The sequence below is a fragment of the Liberibacter crescens BT-1 genome (assembly GCF_000325745.1).
Taxonomy (GTDB): Bacteria; Pseudomonadota; Alphaproteobacteria; order Rhizobiales; family Rhizobiaceae; genus Liberibacter; species Liberibacter crescens.
Window position 1 is genome coordinate 735,322 of sequence record NC_019907.1, and the last position, 19,397, is coordinate 754,718.

A 19,397-nucleotide genomic window follows, 5' to 3' on the forward strand; every position below is an offset into this window, starting at 1 on the left:
CATGTCAAACAAAAAATAGGACAAAGGAAAATCAAGGAGGAATATTTATATCTCTTTTACCTATATTATTCTTATAAAATTCAAAATTTTTATAGTGACTATCATAAATTTATACTTCTTCATAGGTGTAATTATAAAATTTTAATTTTTAAAATTGAACTAAAGATAGTTGTATAAATGATGGGCTTTGTTGGTAAATTTAGGTATTGAGAAGAGACTTAAAACCAATAAAAACCTTTTATATAAGATTCAGTACAATGAAGAGTAGCTCATATAATCTAGAATTGTTTATTGTTTTTTGTATAGCAGTCCAAATGAATTCTGAAAAATCTTTTAAAAAATATAGTTTTACGCTATTTAGTTAATGCAAATACTACAATTAAGGCATAAACAGACAAGAATTTTTTATTTTTAGCTATTGTAGAAATCTTTATTACTATAGTTGAAAATTAAAAGGGAAAAGAGGGTTAAAATTTGCAATGGCAGGATAATGCAATAATTCTTGGATTACGTGTTTATGGAGAAAAAAGTATTATCTTAGAGGTGATAACATCTCATCATGGACGTCATTTTGGCTTGGTTCGTTCTGGGCAATCACGTTTTATGAAAGCAGTATTACAACCTGGGAATCTTGTTAGTGTGGTATGGCGTGCCAGATTAATAAATAGTCTTGGAGAATTTCGTGTTGAAATGTTAGAGCAACGTGCTGCACGTTTGATGGGCAGTGCTCTTTCTTTATACGGTTTGCAAAGCATTATTCTTTTATTACGTCTTTTACCTGAAAGAGATTCTTTTCCAGAAGTTTATGAAATGTTTACAGTCATTATTCAGTATCTTGACAATTCAAAAGTAATTGGAAAACTGTTTATACAATTTGAGATTGCTGTTCTTAAGAATCTTGGCTTTGGCTTGGATTTAACAAAATGTGCCGTTACAGGCACAAAAAATGATCTTGTTTGGGTTTCTCCCAAATCTGGTTGTGCTATTTCACGTACAATAGGACAAGCTTATGCTAAAAAGATGCTGGTATTGCCTTCTTTTCTTTATGACGACAAAACCGAAAATATTACTGCTTTTGACATAGAGGCTGCATTTCGTTTGACAGGTTATTTTTTTAATCGGCATGCTTCTCACCAAACTCCTTTTGATCAAGGAGGAGTTCGTACAAGATTTTTACAAAAATTACTAAAGATGTTCTAAAAGGAGATACCTTTTATTTTATGGCTTTTGATAACGTAAAATGTAGATAGACTAAGTATAAGTTGTTATTTGCGTACACAATCTTTGCCATATGGATGACATTTTTAAAAAAGATTAATTAATTTTAAGATTAAAAGAAGATATGAGTTGCACTAGATAAGAAGATGGCAAGAATAGCTTACGGTCATCTTTAAATAAAAAAATCCTGTTCAAGCGTACTTGTTTATGAAATCTGAAGGCGATTCTGCAGAATGGTTAAAAGTTCAGAATCGCCTTCTCCAGTTTAAGGAAATGATTTCAGTCTATGGAGAGCGGAAGGCATTTTCTTTAATTATAGAACAGGGGCGGGGATAAATTTCTTGATTTATAAGGATAATTGTTTAAACATACTTTTATCGAAGTTTTTTTAGGCTAATATATCTTTGGAAAAGCAGTCTTTAATTGGATTAACACGCGAGCAATTAGAAAATTTTTTGCAAGAAATTGGTATCTCTCGTGAGCATGTTAGGATGCGTGCATCTCAATTATGGAATTGGGTTTATGTAAGAGGTTCTCGTGATTTTGAAGGGATGACAAATATCTCTAAAGAGATGCGTCATTTTTTTGATGAACGTTTAAGTATTGTATATCCAAAAATTATGAGCGAGAATATTTCTAAAGACGGAACAAGGAAATGGTTACTGCAGTTTCCTGCAGGTGGTGCTGGTCGTCCAGTAGAAGTAGAAACAGTTTATATTCCAGAAAAAGATCGTGGCACTCTTTGTGTTTCCAGTCAAGTTGGATGTACTCTTACGTGTTCATTTTGCTATACTGGTACACAGAGGTTGGTTCGCAATTTGACAGTAGAAGAGATTCTTTTACAAATTCTTGTAGCACGTAATCTATTGAATGATTTTGTTGAATTAAAAACCAATACTGAGGTTTTGGTCCAGTCAGAACAGAGGAAAATTTCTAATATTGTTATAATGGGTATGGGTGAACCTCTTTACAATTTTGAAAATGTTAAACAGGCATTGCTGATAGCTACCGACAGTTCTGGTTTATCTTTTTCCAAGCGTCGTGTTACGCTCTCTACTTCTGGGGTTGTTTCTCAGATGTCACGTGTTGGTAGTGAAATTGGAGTAATGCTTGCTGTTTCTTTACATGCAGTTCGTGATGATTTGCGGAATATCCTTGTTCCAATTAATAAAAAATATCCTCTTGCCACTTTAATGGAGGCATGTCGCAATTATCCATCTCTTTCTAACGCAAGACGTATTACTTTTGAATATGTTATGCTTAAAGATATCAATGATAGTCGTAACGATGCTATAGAATTGATTAAATTATTAAAAGGAATTCCGGCAAAGATTAATCTTATTCCATTTAATCCTTGGCCAGGTTCAAATTATCAATGTTCTGATCCGGAAAAAATCAATCTTTTTGCTGATATTATAAAAAGGGCAGGTTATTCTTCTCCTATTCGTGCTCCTCGGGGGCGTGATATCCTGGCTGCATGTGGTCAATTAAAGTCTTCTTCTGAGAGAATGCTTAAGAAAGAACGTATTGCTGCTCCTCAATGAATTTTTTTGTTTATTACGGTATTTTTCTAATCAACAATTTTTTTTAGTTTTTTAAAAAACTCTTTGATTATATTTTTTCTTATAAAACTTTACTATTTTTTCTAACTTAACTTGAAATATTTTATGGTACATGTTTTATTCTTTAGGAATGTTACATATCTAGAAAAATAGGAGCTATCCGATGACTTATGTGATGATAAAAGATTTTTTTAAAAAAGATGAATCTGGCGCTACTGCTATAGAGTATGGTTTGATTGCTGCTCTTGTTTCTGTAGCCTTGATTGTTGGTGCAACAGCTCTAGGGGGTTCTATAAGTAACACATTCAATAAACTTGCTGGAAAAATGAATAATGCAAATAATGGTATGTAATCATAATCGTAGAATAAATAGAAACGTTATATTATGATTTTATTGAGTTGTAGGCTTTTTATAATATAAAGCCTACAACTCGTTATATTTTAAGTTTCTGGATTTTGTCTATAATTATAACCTTATATTATAAGTTATTGTGTTTTAAGGGAGTTCTTTCTAACGTATTATTGTCCAGATTAAAAATATATATGATTTATCAACCGCCTTGTGTTGTTCTCGTCATTATGCACGTCAATTGAAAAATTGAAAAGCCAATTATCACAATTATAAATATTATTATTCCGAATCTGCCAGGCTGATGGTGAGAAAACTGACCAATATAGGCAGTTGTCACTGCTGCAGAAGCGATTTGTAAAGCTCCCATAAAACCAGAAGCAGAACCAGCCAGGCCAGGAACAGAGGTAATGGCTCCACCAGTCGCTAAGGGAAGCAAAAAACCATTGCCCAAGGTGAGAAGCGAAACAGCACTAATACAGGAAAAGAAGGAGCGTGGGAACAGAATAGAACCCAGTAACAGCAGAATTCCTCCCAGTACCTCAAGTTTATATCCTAAATATAATATCTCATCACTACTACGCCCACCCTGCATTAATTTTCGTGCAAGAAGATTACCGGCAACATAGGTAACTGAAAGGCTTATATAGGAATAACCGATTAAATACTGAAGAACACCTTGAACCTGCATGAGAAAGTTTGATTCAGCTATGTAGGACCAATAAACAGAATATGCGCAACATGGTATCACTGCATAATGCCAGAAATTTAGCGTTGTTCACAAGGTATAATAAGCTTGAAAGACTTGTCTAAATGATAACCTACGTCGTTTCGTGACAGGCAAAGTCTCTGGTAATTGCCATAGGATCAAACCGATTAAAACAGTACCAAACACTACAGAAAAGACAAAGCAGGCCTGCCAGCCAAAAGCATTATTTAACTGTCCACCGATGAGTGGAGCGATAGCTGGAGACATACCAATAAAGGGGAAAACAGTAAGAAATATTTTGCTGGCATCTTCCTTGCTGAAAAGGTCTCCAACAATTGCTCGCCCAAGAGTAATTCCTGCGCAAGCGCCTATTGCCTGTATGACCCGCAAGATTTGTATCTGATAAAAGTTATGCGTATATATGATGGCAACAGAGGAGAGTGTGAACAGGATCAGTCCACCCAAAAGCAATTGACGTCGTCCCAGACTATCAGAAAGAGGTCCATAAAATAATTGCATAAAGGAAATTCCAAACAGGAAAGAGCTCAACATGGATTGAATTTGATCGGCATTTATCTTGAAATGCCGCATAATGTCAGGAATTGCTGGAAGAAAGATATCGCTCGCGATCAATCCAATCACAGACATCATCGTAATGACAATCAGTAGAAATAGATGATTTATTTTTGTATCTGACATGATGTCATCCTCTTTTTTGAAGATTAAGCTGTGTTGATTTAGAGATCAATATTTATGCGTTTAAACTGCGCAAAACGCACCACGCGAGGAATTCATGGACATAATCAATAACTTCCGGTCCACGATGCGGTACTTTTATCTGATATTCCCGATTTTTGTTTCCAATCTGAATATTGCATTGTATTTCCAGTACACCTTGCCAGGGAGGAACCAATGCGCGATTAACTGTTGCCTCAATCTGGATAACATCTTTGTCAGCATTAGCATCAGCATTAGCAACTGATGCTGGCAATTTGCCAGAAAAGCTGGAACCAGCTATGGTATCATTCAGGAGCCAGGTTCTCCCCACCAACATCTTCTGCAATTGGGCCAAAGCGGTGCGACCATCGCGGCTGACCAGATATGGGACAAGCAGCTGATCGATGGTATCGAACCAGGATAACGTACCGTCTTGTAATCCTGTAATCAGCACTTCTACATAGGGATAACGCCATATATACGAGATGGAAAGCTGATCTTTAAAAGAGTTTATGCTTTTCTCGATTGTATCAGCAATATCAGCTTCCACGACGCCTAAAAGTAACCAACGGTACTGAATACCATGCGATAGTCTTGGCTGATGTTGCAAGAATGTTTCCAGAATTGGCAAACATTCTTGCGGGGGACCTGGTAATACCAAAAACCGACGACCGCGCCAATCAATGGAGAAGCCTGGTGCTGTCCCATTGGGATTATGCAAAATAGTTGCCGTTTCTGGAAAGAAGGCTTGCTTGTGATTGAGTGGGTTGATTTGTAGTCCAAAACCGCTCAACCTCTGTTTGATGTTGTGCATAACATTGGCGTCAAGATGTAAAGGTAAACCCAAAGTTTCTGCCACTGCATCTCGGGTCACGTCATCGGACGTTGGTCCTAACCCACCACTTATGACGATAAAATCAGAACATCCTATGCAACTATAAAGAGCTGAATGTATAGAAGACAATCGATCTTCGCAACTCATTTGCAGTTTGACTGAATAGCCAATTTCAATCAAATGTTTCCCAATTTCGGTAGCATTGGTATTCACGACGCGTCCGTCCAATAATTCATTGCCAATACATAATACGCTGGCATGCTGGATGGATTGTGGTTTCTGGATTGCTTGCAGAATAGCTTGTGCCATTCCTTCTGTAGTGGCATTTCCACCCAAGTCATAAGTAAGATGATGACCGATACGAATCGTTTGGCGGACTGCAGTATCAATGCGCGCAGCGGCTTCCTGAAAACCCAGATGCTTTAGAAGCAAGGCTATGCTCAGAAACATGGCGGCGGGATTAGCGCGTCCTTTTCCTGCCATGGTTGGAGCACTGCCATGAACAGGCTCAAAATAACACATGCTACTTCCAATATTGGCGCTGGGAGCAACGCCAAGTCCTCCCATCACCCCTGCCGCAAGATCTGACAAAATATCGCCGAACATATTCTCGGCAATAATTACGCCGAAAATTTCCGGACGGCGCACTAACCATAATGCTACGGCATCAACATTCTGGATATCCGCATGAATATTAGGATAATCAGCTGCAATCTCGTGAAATAGATCAGCAGCAAACTGACCACTATCTCGTAACACATTAGGTTTGTCAGCAAAAGTGACCCGTTGCAATTCATGCTCGCGTGCATAATTGAATGCATAGTGGAATAAGCGCTTCAAACCAAAACGCGTTTGTAATCGTACACTAATCGCTGCTTCGTCATTGCCACTGCGCTCAATATTCGGATGCTGTATCCATTCTTGCATGAAAGGTGGAATACCCTTACGATCCATGCCGGCATACAATCCTTCTGTGTTTTCTCGAATGACAACACAATGGAAAGGCTTATGTGGACCCGTCAAATGCCAAACGGGGCGTATATTGGCAAATAATTCCAATTGTTGTCGCAGTTGAATAACAGGTGAAACATATCGAAGTCCTGTACCCTGGAGATTAGGATGTAGTTCTTGCTCAGCAGCTACTTTTCCCTTGCTGGTGATGGCTCCTAAAAGGACGGCATCGCATTGCTTTATTTTTTTCCAGGTTTCCTCTGGAACGGGATCGCCATTTTGACACCAACATTGCCAGCCGATATCACCGAACAACAACTCTATGGGAAGTTTTAGAAAATCAAAAACGGGCAGGGCAGCCGTACAGACATCTTGACCGATACCATCGCCAGGAAGCACAAGTACTTTTTTCATGATGATGCTTCTTTCAGAAAATCTTTTATCAGGGAGAGGGGACAGGCATCACGGAGCGGATGCATTCCACATCCAGGCAACGGTAAGGCTAAATAAGTTGCATATATAGAGATACGGTTAATTTCTACAAACGCCGATAGAGATTGTGAATAGCCTGAACTGTTGTTGTCTTAAATCCGTCAGCAGGATCGAAACTCACAGCGTCATCAAATGCCACATCGATGTTTAAAAAAGGAATCCTGATCATTTCTTCCTCTAAAATCTTATTTAGATATACACCATAAGTCACCAGCATAGTATAAAAGAATTTTTGAGTCTATAAGAAAACTTTCTTAAAACCTAAAATTGCATATCATTCTTAAATAAGTGATTTTATCGACAAATTTTGTGCAAAGTAAACACTCAAAAGTTTTAAATAGTATCTTTATTCACTCGTTACAGGAGAGTAAAAGAATACCCTGGAAGAAGCAGAAAATTGTTTTCTTTTCTATTTTAAATAGGTATCTTGTCAAGAAAAATTCTATTTTTACAATAGTTATTGAACAGAGAATATCCTCAATCTTGCCGCAACAGAAGGAATTCAAAATGCCTTATACAGCCGAAATCAGTCGCAGTAACCCAACTGCCTTTCTTTTTCTCATCGATCAATCCGGTTCGATGGAAGACAAGATGTCCTCCGGGCATTCAAAGGCACAACAGGTTGCTGACGTACTCAATCGGACTTTGGCGACACTCATTACGAGATGTACAAAATCTGAAGGGACCAGAAATTACTTTGACATTGGTGTTATCGGCTATGGTGGCACAGACGTTTATAACGGCTTTCAGGGAAAGCTTGGCAGCTCAATATTTTGTCCAATTTCCATAATCGAATCCTCGCCGCTTGTTATTGAGGAGAGAAAAAAGAAAGTCGATGATGGGGCTGGAGGAATCGTCGAAAAATCCATTAAATTTCCTGTTTGGTTTAAACCTGAAGCGAGAAGTGGAACTCCTATGTGTCGAGCAATCACAAAAACTGCAGAAGAACTGGCAGCTTGGTGTGACACACATCCGGATTGCTACCCTCCCACAGTTCTCCACATCACTGATGGCGAATCCACAGATGGAGATCCCGAACAACTTTCATTACAATTACGTCAGATTGAGACTAACGACGGTGCAATACTGATGTTCAATTTGCATTTAAGTACTCTTCCCGAGGTGAATCCAGTGGTATTTCCAGCTGCCGAGTCCGATCTCCATGATAGTTATTCAAAACTTTTGTTTCACATGTCCAGTCAATTGCCGGATCACCTGGTTCGTTTCGCTCAAGAAAAGGGCTTCAATGTAAACACGGAATCCCGTGGTTTTATATTCAACGCTGATGTTGTACAAATTGTCGATTTCTTTGATATTGGCACCCGTGCTTCACAGCTTCGATAGCAGGAAACTGATGAAAGTGCTTTTTCAGGGGCAGGTGCCTAAAGATACCGAGTATCCCGAAGCTAATGAAGATGCGGTTGCAATCTCGGATAGAGGAAACCGGATTGCTATTAGCGATGGTGCTTCAGAATCATTTGATTCACAAACCTGGGCAAGGCTAATCGCTTGCCAGTTTGTTGAAAACTCCACTCTTGATGAATTCTGGTTAACGACGATTATGCAAAAATATAAATCGAATTTCGACCTTTCTTCTCTGAGCTGGTCGAAACAGGAGGCCTTTGAACGAGGTAGCTTTGCAACGCTCCTCGGTGTGGAAGAAGATGCTGATCGTCGTGCCGTTGACATTGTAACTGTTGGGGATAGTCTGGCTATTCTTCTGGACGATGTGGATTTCGTTGAATCTTTCCCTTACAAAAATTCAGAAGAATTTCGGCAAAAACCGCTATTGTTCTGTACGCATTTATCAGACAACACGTTTTTTCTTCATCCGAATTTTTCCCTGGAACATCGCAAGACCTGGAATCTTGAAAAATACGTTTGTCCATTGCTGATGTGTATGACCGATGCGCTTGGTGAATGGGCGCTACGTCATGCTGCACAGGGAAATTCCCAATGGCACTTCCTGCGAGAAATGTCTGATCCTGCTCTGTTTCGTGACGTTGTGCTAACCGAACGTGCCAATAAACGCATGCGCGTTGATGATGTCACCTTGCTTATCATCTCATTTGACATGGTGAAAGGACATGAAATATCCCTCCTTTGAACAATACGCTGAGGCTCTGCAGGCTCCTGAGATTGTCTTCATTGATCCTGAGCTCAAAAAGGGTTCAGTGGAAACGACAGGATTAGGCTTGCCTCTTGCTTTATGTGGGGGATTTGCCTTGACTTATACTATTACGTCTGGAGAAAAAAAATACGCCGTTCGCTGCTTTCATAAGCCATCAAATGCGCTTGAGAAACGATATAGTGCGATTTCTTCACGTTTAAAAAGCCTCAAATCATCTTATTTTGTAGACTTTAAATTTCAGCCAACAGGCATCCGTGTCGGCGGGAATGTTTTTCCTATTGTCAAGATGATCTGGACAACAGGGACAACGCTTGGCGAGTATCTTGAACTAAACTACCGAAACGCGACAGTTCTTCAAAACCTGGTACAATCCTTTCGTACTCTGGCGAAATATCTCGAAGGGCAGAAAATGGCACATGGAGATATTCAACCAGGAAACGTCATGGTTGCTGATGACGGAAGGAAAGTCCAGCTCATTGATTACGATGGAATTTATGTCGAGGAGCTATATACATTGGGGAGCGCAGAATTAGGTCACCGGAATTTTCAGCATCCTGGGCGTACTCATGTGACATGGAGTGCATCCCTTGATCGATTTTCTTTTATTGCAATTGATCTGGCCCTGCGTGTTCTCATTGTGCACCCGGAATTCTGGAACAAGACCCAATCCGATGGGGATTCAATTCTCTTCAAGGCAAATGATTTTGCTGATCCTGCACAGTCATCTATTTTTAGCTTATTATTGAACAAGCCGTTGTTTGTAGATGACGCCAAAAATTTCTCCACTATTTGTCGTTCTGCTTTTGACAAAACGCCAACGCTTGAAGATTTCCTGGCCAGGAGGAATATTCCGCAAGCTTCCATCCGCATCTCCAGTTCAACACATACAGCACCAGTCCGGTACCTTGCTGCCTTTCCTGTTCTTGATGCAACAAACTACGACTCATGTTTTCTCCATATTGGTGATAAAATTGAACTTATTGGACAAATTGTCGAGGTCAAGCAAGGTACAACAAAACAGGGAAAAACTTATGTTTTTATTAATTTTGGTCACTGGCAAGGGAATATCGTCAAGATAAACATCTGGCCTAAAAGATTAAATGCTATGACGAACAAGCCTGATCAAAGCTGGGTAGGACAGTGGATTACTGTCATCGGCCTCATGGAGCCGCCACGCTATATCAGCCGCCGAAAAGATATTTTTCATCTTAGTATTACCCTTGAGAAAAACAATCAATTTCGCTTGATAACCGAAAAAGAAGCGAAATTCAGACTGGCGGGTTCCGCAACACGTGGTTCTGGAATAATTACAAAGAGTAGAAGCCATGAACTGCAAACGTATGCAACCCTATCAGCAGTAGCCACGCCAACCTCTCGTAACCAAAAAGTATTGCAATTAATGAATGCAATTCCATCAGTGACAATCATGAATAATAAGACAGTTTTACAGACAATGCATGCCGGCAAACCAGCCCCAGTAAAAAATAGTCACGGAACGACTTCTCATCAGAACAACCGTAAGACAACGTCTTCTTCTTTCATTGGAAACAGAAAGCTATTGCTTCAACTGATTTTCTGGATTATTGCAGTGAGTCTTATTTCTGTTATTTTTTATATGCAGGGAAGAGGGCTATAAAAGCTTTGATAATCATATGATGCCACGACAAGGTAATTTTTACCTCGGCAACTTCGGTTGTAACCTTTGCTATTTCCTTGCTGAGTTTGCTATCAACAGCTTCTATAATGCTTACTTTGATATTCAGCATATCAGTGCGAAGGGATGATTACCTTTTCAGGTCATTTTTGTATTCATAAGATTACGATGATCTCTACAAGGGAAAAAGTCAACAAAATAGGTCTTACCTTTTTTAGGTTCGACTAAAAAGATTCTGAAAGCCTTGAAAATAAAGGGGTTGTAAGAGAGTTGTCTATTAAGTTATAATCGTAGGGTTGCTTCGTTTAATGTATTGTTCTACAGATGCAATCTCGTTAGCAATATTTATAAGTTTGGAAAGCGCTTTTTGAGTTTCCTGGGAATGCTTGCCTGGATCAATTTCGTAATGTTCAATGTAAATGCGAAGTGTTGCTCCATCAGTTCCAGTTCCAGAGAGTCTATATACTATTCTTGAATGCCCTTCAAATATAATACGAATCCCTTGTTGGTTACTTATCGTTTGATCAATAGGATCATGATATTGAAAATCATCAGCTTTTGCTATTGTCATTTCATAAAACGTAGACCCTTTAAGAGTATGCAGTTTATTACGAAGGTTTTCCATTAATTGATTCGCAGATGATATGTTTACTTCTTCATAATCATGCCTTGAGTAATAATGTCTTCCATAAGTAGCCCAATGTTTGCGTACAATTTCTGCAACACTTTCTCCACGAACAGCTAGAATATTAAGCCAAAATAATATTGCCCATAACCCATCTTTTTCCCGCAAATGATTAGAACCAGTCCCAAAGCTTTCTTCTCCACAAATTGTTACTTTATCGTTATCAAGAAGGTTGTTAAAAAACTTCCATCCAGTTGGAGCTTCAAAAATGTCAAATCCCATTTTTTCAGCGACAAGATCAACAGCAGTACTAGTAGGCATAGAACGCGCTACACCTTTTAATCCAGAAGAATATCCAGGTATTAAAGCAGCATTAGCTGCTATAATTGCCAAGCTATCAGAAGGAGTTACGAACATACCTTTTCCAAGGATCATATTACGATCACCATCCCCATCACAAGCAGCTCCAAAATCAGGACCGTTTTCGTGCATCATATCATCGTAAAGGGCTTTTGCGTGGATAAGATTTGGATCGGGATGACGTCCTCCAAAATCCTCCAATGGAACAAAGTTATGCACTGAACCAAGAGGAGCTCCAAGTTTAGTTTCAATAATTTCTTTTGCATAAGGACCGGTAACAGCGTTCATACAATCTATTTGTAGATGAAAACCAAAGCTAATCAGATTACTGATCTCTGTAAAATCAAAGAGTTGTTCCATCAATGCTGTGTAATCTTCAATAGGGTCAATAATTGAGACAATCATTCCAGAGATTTCTTGGGTACAGATGTGATCAATATCGATGTCATCTGCTTCTAAAATTTCATAAAAAGTAATTTTTTTGATATTTCGAAGATATCATCTGTAATTTTTTCTGAGGCTGGTCCACCATTGCTTACATTATACTTGATGCCAAAATCTTCCAGAGGTCCACCAGGGTTATGTGAAGCTGAAAGAATTATTCCTCCAGCAGCTTTATATTTGCGGATAATATGAGAAGCAGCAGGAGTCGAGAGCAATCCTCCTTTGCCAACCAATACTTTTCCGAATTTATTTGCTGCAGCCATCTTGATAATTTTTTGTATCACGACTCGATTATAGAACCTGCCATCGCCACCGATAACAAGCACTTCATCACTACAGTTTTTTATTACGTTAAAAATTGACTGTATAAAATTTTCAACATAATGTTCTTGCTGAAACACTGGAACTTTTTTGCGGAGCCCTGAAGTGCCAGCCTTTTGATCTTGGTAGGGCTTTGTAGGTATTTTTCTAATCATTGATTAAGCTACTTATTAATAAAGGTACTTATTATATATTATATATAAGATCCTTGTAAAAATAATATGTCATGGATATAAGTTTAATAATTACACCGATATAAACCATAAATATATTATTACATAATTATTGGTTTAAATTTTTATAAATTCAAGATAAATAATATTACATGATGTTAGTCAACATATATCTTAAATTAAAAAAACATTTAAGGCATGTTTGTATAAATAATAATGGAAATTTTGTACTGTTAACTGCCTTGTTAATATCTATATTCTGCCTCTCTTCTGGCTTGGTTATGAACATAACTGACCGTGTATATATTTATTTATCGATGCAAGAATCAAGTGATGCTGCTGCTTTAGCTGGCGCAGAATTTATAGTAAGTAATAATATTACAGAAAATATTCAAAAGCAAAGTACAACATTAGAGCATGAAATTCAATTAATTAAGAATAGTCTGAAAACAGAGCTTTTGGGGCAGGGATTTCCTGGAGAAGATGTACAGAAAATAATAAATTCTGCTGTTATTTCAATAGATTCTGTGAATAAGGACGGTATATTATCATATGTTATAAAAGTGATAACAAGCTATAAAATGATTCCTTATATTTTAAAGGATTTTTCTCAAGAATATCTCAATCCTCTGATAATAAGAGTTTCTAGTACTGCATTAGCACAACCAGTTACGAGTTCTGGTACAGAGAAAGTTAATCCTTTTTCTTTACAATTTGTTCTTGATGTTTCTGGTTCTATGAGTTGCGCAATCGATGCACCTCCTGAATTAGTCACAAGGGATTGTAAAACGGAATATCCTTATCTTATTTATACGTCGGAAAAAAAAATTAATTTAATCAAGGATGAAGTATTGTCTATACTGACTTACTTGGATCACTTTGATTTATTTACTTATCGCGTAGGTTCTGTTGAGTTTTCACAATACGTGGTCGGCGAAAGCGAATCTTCATGGACAACAGATAAATTAAAATATCATATTAAGAACTTGACAACGTATTCATTTACAAATTCTTTTCCTGCGATGTCAAAAGCCTATAATAATCTTATCTCTGTACAAGAGAAAGGAGCTCATATGTCAAAACATCATTTAACATATGATAAAAATATTATTTTTGTAACCGATGGTGTTAATAGTTATAATCCTTATTATGATAGTAATCAGAAAACCCTTGAGGTATGTTCTAAGGCAAAGAAAGATTCTATACGAATATTCATTATTATGATAAATCCGACCATACAAGGATCAAATTTTTTAAAAAAATGTGTTCTTTCTATTCAAGATTATTATGAAGCACCTAGCAGAGTAGACCTTGAGCATGCTTTTAATATGATTAAATCATCCATGGTTTCTAATCCAAGAGTTCTCTTAATCCATTAAGCAATAGTTTATTGAAAAAAGAATGATATAGTAATTAGCGCTAATAATATGATTAATATACGAGCTGTTTTAAATGCAAAGAAGCACATTAATAATATTGTTATTGAACCAGCTAGTATGATTCTATTCTGTATGCTTAGATTAACTATTTGATAATAGAGATAATTTCTATGCATAAACTACTATACCTTCTTAATATTATTTTTATAAAATTTATTTATAAGGCATTTTTTTATATTAAGATTATTATATTAAAAAAACCTTTTCAGATAAGAGAATACAACTAAATAACGGATAAAAAGAATCATTACGTAAAGCATTCCATATCAGGAACAGATAAAACACCTTTAACATACCCATATAACCCGTTGGAGCAAACCAAACAGGATGTTAGACTACCACAAAACTAATTCATAACTTCCTAAATATAACCGCGTAGCATGAACCAAAGCTGGAATAACTGTTCCAAAAAATGATCGAAATAACCTTGTTTATAGAGATAAACTATTACAGGAACAGATAATTAAAGAAGACCAGCGAGATACAAAAGACGAGAAGCCAAACGAGAATATAATAAGAACCTAGAAGGTTCATGCGAGAAAAACGAAAACGGGACAAAAGAAACATAACCAAGCTCAGCGAGGGCAAGGGCAGAACTATCCAATTAAAAGGGATGTCTGGATACGAAAAGATTTTTAGAAAACTTTGGAACATTTAAAAAATCCTTATTATAATAAGAATGCATCCTTAAGCGCTTTACACCGCTGTGAGAGTAAGGCAGTTGCGCTATTCTCGCAGGTCTAAACATTAGGTATCCTCTTCTTGTGTCTGACATGAATACACACCTAAGTTGCAATATGCAAGAGAATTCTCATAAGTATCGTAAACAAAAAGATCGTTTTAATTCTTTCATTAGATTAAGAAACAATAAACTCAGTAGTATATTCTGATATAACTTTAGTAGACATAATTAGAACCTCGCGACAAGTTTACGGGCAGACAGACTTAAACCAAATATATAGTTCCATAATATATATTATGCGACAATTAGTCGGCCGACGTTGACGTTCTTCTGCTTCACCCCGAATGAGCGACAAAACGACGGGGCCTATTTTTACCATCACCACCTTTCCAACGCGTCAATTACCATGGAAGACCATCATAAGTATTAATCATATGCTATAAAATACGAAGACCAGGAGAAGTAGCTGTATATTTACGATACTTATGAGAATTTTCTTGCATATTGCAACTTATATGTGTATTTAGGTCAGACACGAGAGGAGGATGACTAATGTCCAGACCTGCTTATCCAACGAGAATAGCGCAACCGCCCTACTCTCACAGCGGTGTAGAGCACTTAAGAAGAGGAGAATTGAAAATTGTTTCTTCAAAACCTCCGTCTTGGATGCCTCCACGTGAGAGGCTTCCATACCCTAGTAGTAGTCCTTCTCGTATCTTTCCTGGCTTCAGAAGTCCTTCTGAAAAGGTTATTGAAAGGCGTATTCGTAAAATTCGTAAGGAAATTGTAAAAGAATAGAACCAGAAGTTATAGCTCCTATTCGTGTTCCAGATCTTGATCCTATCGATCTTCCTAGCGTAGCACTCATAGAGAAAAATTAACAGTATCCACCACTCACGCTGCATTTATAAACTATTTGAAGTTCCCTACAATCTAGGAATCTTTTCTGGAGAGGAACAACCAGGCACAAATCTAAAGACGCCAGGACAGGCCAAAATTTCTTCAGCCTCTCCTGGCGAATTCATTGGTTGAGCGGAGGCGACAGCGGCTTTCAGCTAGCGTTGCCGATCAACTGTAATTCAACCTGTCAAAACAAGCTTTCCAGAAAGCTTGTTCTCTGGCAATCGCCATCAATCGTTTTGACTTTCGTGTCCTGTTGTCTTGTCGTGCAGCAAGAACTAATCTAGAGGCTGTATTCCCGGCTATATCTGAATGCGACAATCCCGCTAATAGATGGATCTCGTCAGGAGTTGGACTTGTGACTAATCTCTCGAACGGCGCAGACCAAGCTGTGCAGCTCAGTATACCTGGAGAGTAATAGTCAAGCAAATATTTATGATCCTTGACAAATTGTCTTATGCCCATCTGTACTTTCATTGCTTTTTCTCGATAGGATATTTCTTCAGGAAATGGTTCCTCTAGGACAGGCGAGATATTGCCGAGGTCATCGTCCTTAAAGCCGATGACTGTGCCGTGGTCAGCGGTTAGAGCAAACTCTAACAGCTCGACTCCACCGGAGTTCAGGTATTCTTGGACATGCAGGACTTGACCATAATTAGACACCCAGCCCTCCATGTTAAACCCTCTTTCCCTGTTATAATGTGCCGGGGAATGTAGACCCAAATAAAGCCCAAGGAATTGATCTTTAGAGTAACGAGAGTCAAGCGTACTAATAAGATAACGCTGAATGTTTCCGTTCCAACCTATATCAACCAAGCCGATTTTTTCGTCAGGTGAAAAATGTGTGTCAAAGTATCTTTTGAATTTTTCGCGCTGCGATCTATTTGTTCGCAAAGTGTGATCGAAAATAGTTGTGAATAAAAGATGAGCAACCGAACGCCTATTTTTGCTTACAATGTCACCAATTTTGAAGCCAAATCTTTCAAGCAACGGAGGCATCAAATTTGCGTCATAACCTAACATCGCTAAGCAACTTTCGATTGATCTATGAATCCTCCCCGACCCCAATACAGTCAAAAGTTGGTCGACATCCCATTCTTTTAATCCGAACTGTAAACCAACACTTCTTGAGAAATATACATACGAGGTGGAAACCTGACTCAGTCCGTACTGGGTCTTGAGTGTTTCGAAAAGCTGATGGGGCAATTGTCCATCTCGCGCAATGAATACCAATTTATTCAGCTTCGCTTCTTTTGTTCTCGCCATCACCCACATCATGAAACCAAAAATAAGCGGACCAAACAGCCTATAGCCGATGCTGCTGTATCCATCACTGGGTAAGAAGTGGCGAGCTTGAGGCAGGTCAATAAAATCCAAAATACTTCTTACCAAGTATTCCGTATGCGTTGCAGTCGTTGGGATTCGCCGATTGTCAACTTTGGCCCAATCTGCAAATCGTGTGCTTATAGATTGGTTGCTGGCTTGGGATATATCAGAGTGAATATTATCTCCCACATGAAGCCAGGCGGCAGAAGGAGTAACACCGAGTGCCTGCGCAACTTCCTGATAGAGAGTTCCACGCCACTTACTTTTCCTATACTCTGCTGAGACAAAAATTGGCAGTTTTGACGCACCACGAAATCCCTTCTCTTCCAGAATGGTGCTCAGCCAGTCGCTGGGTAAATACATGTCTGAAATGAAGGCTACTTGTTCAGCCATGCCCTTCATTTCATCGAAAACCTTGAGGCCTGTATCACTCGCGAACAAAAAGGCCTTTTCAAGCTCTAGTTCTTTAGACTCGAGCAAATTTCGTAACTCTGGTTCACAGCCCGTCATGTCTTCGTAGCGATCGTAAATTTCGCTAAAACTGACTTCGCCTTCTGCTTCGATTATTTTTTCGAGGTGCTGCCGGGCTTCCGACTCGGCCCGCATCCGATCGTGGGTAAAAGACATCAATGTGTTGTGATTGAGCAAGGCAATTTTGTTTTGCATGACGGCCAGTCGAACAGCCTCAAAAATATCAACAGGAGCGCGAATCCTACGATGCAGCAACGTGTCAAAAATGTCGAAGGTCACCAACTTGTATTTCTTCATTTTTAGTTGCCTCGTCTCAATAAAAAATTGCGAACGCGTCTAAATACAGTCGAAAGTTTCTTTCGCCATTTAGGTTGCTCAACACTTCTGTTATGGATCGACCAGTCTAATAGTTCTTGAATTTCACTGAGAACAGTCATATTAAATGTAAAACGGCCGTCTTCTCCGACAGCTTTCCGAATAAGATCGTTTCGAATTTTTTGAGTATACAGTTTATGCTGTTTATGGCCACAATAGATTGTATTACTGAGTGCACCAGAGGCTGATGTTCGGTGATGATAAAAACTGAGATATTCCGGTAGCACCCAAATATCGTGTTTCAAAATGAAACGCATATTAAAATCCCAGTCACCTAAAACCGGAAGGCTTTCGTTAAACAATCCAAGAGCCCTCGCCTCTTCTAAGTCAAACATAAAAGCGATTGGTGGAAACTGATTTTTTATCAGCATCTTTTGAACATTCAAAAATCCTTCTCCTATCATGTCAGAGCGAAACGGTTTTACTTTATCAATAATGATTCCGTTACCAGAAACTGTCTCGTAAACAATATTGGTAAAACTAACTATCCCTTTAATGGAGGGAAAAATCGCAATCTTTCGATCTATGGTAGAGATCATGGAAGAAAGGAATTCCGGTGACCAACTGTCGTCATCATCGTGTATCACAGCGTACTTCGTGTCAAGTTTAGCAATACCAGCGTTTGAAGCCGCTTCCATTCCTAGGGAAACAGGATGATGGATTACTTGCACCCTGGTATCTCCGCAAAAAATTTTACTCACTAACCAGTCTACATCTTCGGATTCACCTCCATCATTAATAATGACAAGTTTCCAATTCTCGTATGTTGATTGTTGCACGCTTTCTAGCGCTCGTCGTAATAAAACCGCCCGATCTTTAGTTCTTATTACCACGCCAACGCTACATAATTTATTCCTACTAATCATTGAGGCTTTTTCACCTTATATCCACGCCTGAACGACGGGGTTTTACGGCGTTCTTTTCGGCTTGTGCGTTTATGAGGGAAACATGGAGGAATGAGGAAAAAGAGTCAAGAAAAATAATAAATTTTACTCATTTTTGTGTGATAATATCAAGTGTTACAGACTTTGCCAGATTTCAAGGTTGATCTACATCTGTCCCCATAAATACTGCTCTATGATAAGCAATGAGCTGAATTGGTAAAGAAAAAATTATAGGAGAAATAATACAGCAATTGCCAAACTAACTTATCTTATCGTATGTGAACGTCACCAGTCGGGATTACCACATATGCATTATTTGGTACATGAGAAAAGTCCCGATAAGCCTGTCAAATATAGAGAGCTTACTTCTGCATGGAATTATGGTTTTGTCCATGCGAAACTTGTTAAAAAACAAAGTTCTGGTAAAGTTGGCTGGTACGTTTGCAAATATCTAGTAAAAATCCTTGAAGTGAGGGTACGAGCCTCAAGGTCATATGGTAAGTATAATAATACGACCTTAAGTCCTAGTGAGAGTTGTAATACTCTTAACGTGAAGTCATTGACTCCTAAAACACACCCACATCAACCAGAAACAAATCAACCATTTGTTTACGATACCTATGAGAATTTTCTTGCATATTGCAACTTAGGTGTGTATTTAGGTCAGACACAGAAAGGAGAATAACTATGTATACGCCTGCTTATTCTCCGTCTTATTTTAAAAAGGAATATATACGTCTTGTCTCGTCGATACAGAAACCGAGGAGGTTTCCTATTTT

General features: G+C 38.3%; 17 protein-coding genes and 2 pseudogenes. 10 read left to right on the forward strand and 9 right to left on the reverse strand.

From position 1 onward, the window contains the following. Window positions 1-474: 474 nt before the first annotated feature. From recO to B488_RS03230, 4 genes are all read left to right on the forward strand, one after another. On the forward strand, window positions 475-1,200 hold the full coding sequence (gene recO / locus B488_RS03220; RefSeq protein ID WP_015273081.1) for a DNA repair protein RecO: 726 nt from the start codon (window positions 475-477) through the stop codon (window positions 1,198-1,200). A gap of 225 nt (window positions 1,201-1,425) precedes the next feature. Beyond that, window positions 1,426-1,554, forward strand: coding sequence for a hypothetical protein (locus B488_RS07420; protein ID WP_015273082.1), 129 nt, complete (start codon window positions 1,426-1,428; stop codon window positions 1,552-1,554). Window positions 1,555-1,616: 62 nt separating this feature from the next. Next, window positions 1,617-2,762 (forward strand): dual-specificity RNA methyltransferase RlmN, encoded by a 1,146-nt coding sequence (rlmN, locus tag B488_RS03225; protein WP_051012113.1) that lies wholly within the window; start codon window positions 1,617-1,619, stop codon window positions 2,760-2,762. Between the two features lie 181 nt (window positions 2,763-2,943). Then, window positions 2,944-3,132 (forward strand): Flp family type IVb pilin, encoded by a 189-nt coding sequence (locus B488_RS03230; protein WP_015273084.1) that lies wholly within the window; start codon window positions 2,944-2,946, stop codon window positions 3,130-3,132. Between the two features lie 199 nt (window positions 3,133-3,331). Here the strand turns inward: B488_RS03230 and B488_RS06845 are convergent, their stop codons facing one another. The 4 genes from B488_RS06845 to B488_RS07425 all read right to left on the reverse strand — a co-directional run bounded on the left by B488_RS06845 (window position 3,332) and on the right by B488_RS07425 (window position 7,002). Next, window positions 3,332-3,820 carry an MFS transporter gene (locus B488_RS06845; protein WP_015273085.1) on the reverse strand — a complete coding sequence of 163 codons (489 nt, stop codon included), beginning with the start codon at window positions 3,818-3,820 and terminating at the stop codon, window positions 3,332-3,334. 87 nt (window positions 3,821-3,907) lie between these two features. Then, entirely contained in the window at window positions 3,908-4,537 is a 630-nt protein-coding gene (locus tag B488_RS06850; RefSeq protein WP_015273086.1) for an MFS transporter, read from the reverse strand. A 52-nt stretch (window positions 4,538-4,589) separates the two neighbouring features. After that, entirely contained in the window at window positions 4,590-6,755 is a 2,166-nt protein-coding gene (locus tag B488_RS03240; RefSeq protein WP_015273087.1) for an isocitrate/isopropylmalate dehydrogenase family protein, read from the reverse strand. A gap of 124 nt (window positions 6,756-6,879) precedes the next feature. Continuing rightward, the gene (locus B488_RS07425; protein ID WP_015273088.1) at window positions 6,880-7,002 is read right to left on the reverse strand and encodes a hypothetical protein; all 123 of its coding nucleotides are present in this window, start codon (window positions 7,000-7,002) and stop codon (window positions 6,880-6,882) included. A 338-nt stretch (window positions 7,003-7,340) separates the two neighbouring features. On the opposite strand from B488_RS07425, the gene B488_RS03245 reads away from it, so the two are divergent. Genes B488_RS03245 through B488_RS03255 form a run of 3 tightly spaced genes read left to right on the forward strand, consistent with a single transcriptional unit; the run spans window position 7,341 to window position 10,600 of the window. Beyond that, the gene (locus tag B488_RS03245; protein ID WP_015273089.1) at window positions 7,341-8,177 is read left to right on the forward strand and encodes a hypothetical protein; all 837 of its coding nucleotides are present in this window, start codon (window positions 7,341-7,343) and stop codon (window positions 8,175-8,177) included. A 10-nt stretch (window positions 8,178-8,187) separates the two neighbouring features. Next, window positions 8,188-8,940 carry a hypothetical protein gene (locus B488_RS03250; protein ID WP_015273090.1) on the forward strand — a complete coding sequence of 251 codons (753 nt, stop codon included), beginning with the start codon at window positions 8,188-8,190 and terminating at the stop codon, window positions 8,938-8,940. Further along, on the forward strand, window positions 8,921-10,600 hold the full coding sequence (locus tag B488_RS03255; protein WP_015273091.1) for a hypothetical protein: 1,680 nt from the start codon (window positions 8,921-8,923) through the stop codon (window positions 10,598-10,600). Before B488_RS03250 ends, B488_RS03255 begins: the two co-directional genes overlap by 20 nt. A gap of 295 nt (window positions 10,601-10,895) precedes the next feature. Here B488_RS03255 and B488_RS03260 read toward each other — a convergent pair. Then, window positions 10,896-12,523: pseudogene (locus tag B488_RS03260) on the reverse strand (alpha-D-glucose phosphate-specific phosphoglucomutase). 299 nt (window positions 12,524-12,822) lie between these two features. Between B488_RS03260 and B488_RS03265 the strand changes: the two are divergent. Then, on the forward strand, window positions 12,823-13,920 hold the full coding sequence (locus B488_RS03265; RefSeq protein ID WP_172792741.1) for a vWA domain-containing protein: 1,098 nt from the start codon (window positions 12,823-12,825) through the stop codon (window positions 13,918-13,920). Window positions 13,921-14,443: 523 nt separating this feature from the next. Here B488_RS03265 and B488_RS07190 read toward each other — a convergent pair. Beyond that, window positions 14,444-14,584, reverse strand: coding sequence for a hypothetical protein (locus B488_RS07190; protein WP_015273095.1), 141 nt, complete (start codon window positions 14,582-14,584; stop codon window positions 14,444-14,446). Between the two features lie 630 nt (window positions 14,585-15,214). Between B488_RS07190 and B488_RS03270 the strand changes: the two genes are divergently transcribed. Then, on the forward strand, window positions 15,215-15,460 hold the full coding sequence (locus tag B488_RS03270) for a hypothetical protein (protein ID WP_041770668.1): 246 nt from the start codon (window positions 15,215-15,217) through the stop codon (window positions 15,458-15,460). A 270-nt stretch (window positions 15,461-15,730) separates the two neighbouring features. Here the strand turns inward: B488_RS03270 and B488_RS03275 are convergent, their stop codons facing one another. The 3 genes and pseudogenes from B488_RS03275 to B488_RS07500 form a co-directional block, all read right to left on the reverse strand. Beyond that, on the reverse strand, window positions 15,731-17,656 hold the full coding sequence (locus tag B488_RS03275; protein WP_015273097.1) for an HAD family hydrolase: 1,926 nt from the start codon (window positions 17,654-17,656) through the stop codon (window positions 15,731-15,733). Window positions 17,657-17,658: 2 nt separating this feature from the next. Continuing rightward, on the reverse strand, window positions 17,659-18,567 hold the full coding sequence (locus B488_RS03280) for a glycosyltransferase (protein ID WP_172792742.1): 909 nt from the start codon (window positions 18,565-18,567) through the stop codon (window positions 17,659-17,661). Between the two features lie 205 nt (window positions 18,568-18,772). Further along, a pseudogene (locus tag B488_RS07500) lies at window positions 18,773-18,862 on the reverse strand (SIS domain-containing protein); the annotation flags it as partial. Window positions 18,863-18,889: 27 nt separating this feature from the next. Between B488_RS07500 and B488_RS03285 the strand changes: the two are divergent. Further along, window positions 18,890-19,303, forward strand: coding sequence for a hypothetical protein (locus B488_RS03285; protein ID WP_425277617.1), 414 nt, complete (start codon window positions 18,890-18,892; stop codon window positions 19,301-19,303). Window positions 19,304-19,397 lie beyond the last annotated feature (94 nt).

Bases quoted from the DNA above. Each gene is read 5' to 3' on its own strand.
- B488_RS06845 (WP_015273085.1), bottom strand. From the start codon at position 3,820: ATGCAGGTTCAAGGTGTTCTTCAGTATTTAATCGGTTATTCCTATATA.
- B488_RS06850 (WP_015273086.1), bottom strand. From the start codon at position 4,537: ATGTCAGATACAAAAATAAATCATCTATTTCTACTGATTGTCATTACG.
- B488_RS03230 (WP_015273084.1), top strand. From the start codon at position 2,944: ATGACTTATGTGATGATAAAAGATTTTTTTAAAAAAGATGAATCTGGC.
- B488_RS03240 (WP_015273087.1), bottom strand. From the start codon at position 6,755: ATGAAAAAAGTACTTGTGCTTCCTGGCGATGGTATCGGTCAAGATGTC.
- B488_RS03270 (WP_041770668.1), top strand. From the start codon at position 15,215: ATGTCCAGACCTGCTTATCCAACGAGAATAGCGCAACCGCCCTACTCT.
- B488_RS03265 (WP_172792741.1), top strand. From the start codon at position 12,823: ATGAACATAACTGACCGTGTATATATTTATTTATCGATGCAAGAATCA.
- B488_RS03275 (WP_015273097.1), bottom strand. From the start codon at position 17,656: ATGAAGAAATACAAGTTGGTGACCTTCGACATTTTTGACACGTTGCTG.
- B488_RS07425 (WP_015273088.1), bottom strand. From the start codon at position 7,002: ATGATCAGGATTCCTTTTTTAAACATCGATGTGGCATTTGATGACGCT.
- B488_RS07420 (WP_015273082.1), top strand. From the start codon at position 1,426: ATGAAATCTGAAGGCGATTCTGCAGAATGGTTAAAAGTTCAGAATCGC.
- B488_RS03250 (WP_015273090.1), top strand. From the start codon at position 8,188: ATGAAAGTGCTTTTTCAGGGGCAGGTGCCTAAAGATACCGAGTATCCC.
- B488_RS03245 (WP_015273089.1), top strand. From the start codon at position 7,341: ATGCCTTATACAGCCGAAATCAGTCGCAGTAACCCAACTGCCTTTCTT.
- B488_RS03255 (WP_015273091.1), top strand. From the start codon at position 8,921: ATGAAATATCCCTCCTTTGAACAATACGCTGAGGCTCTGCAGGCTCCT.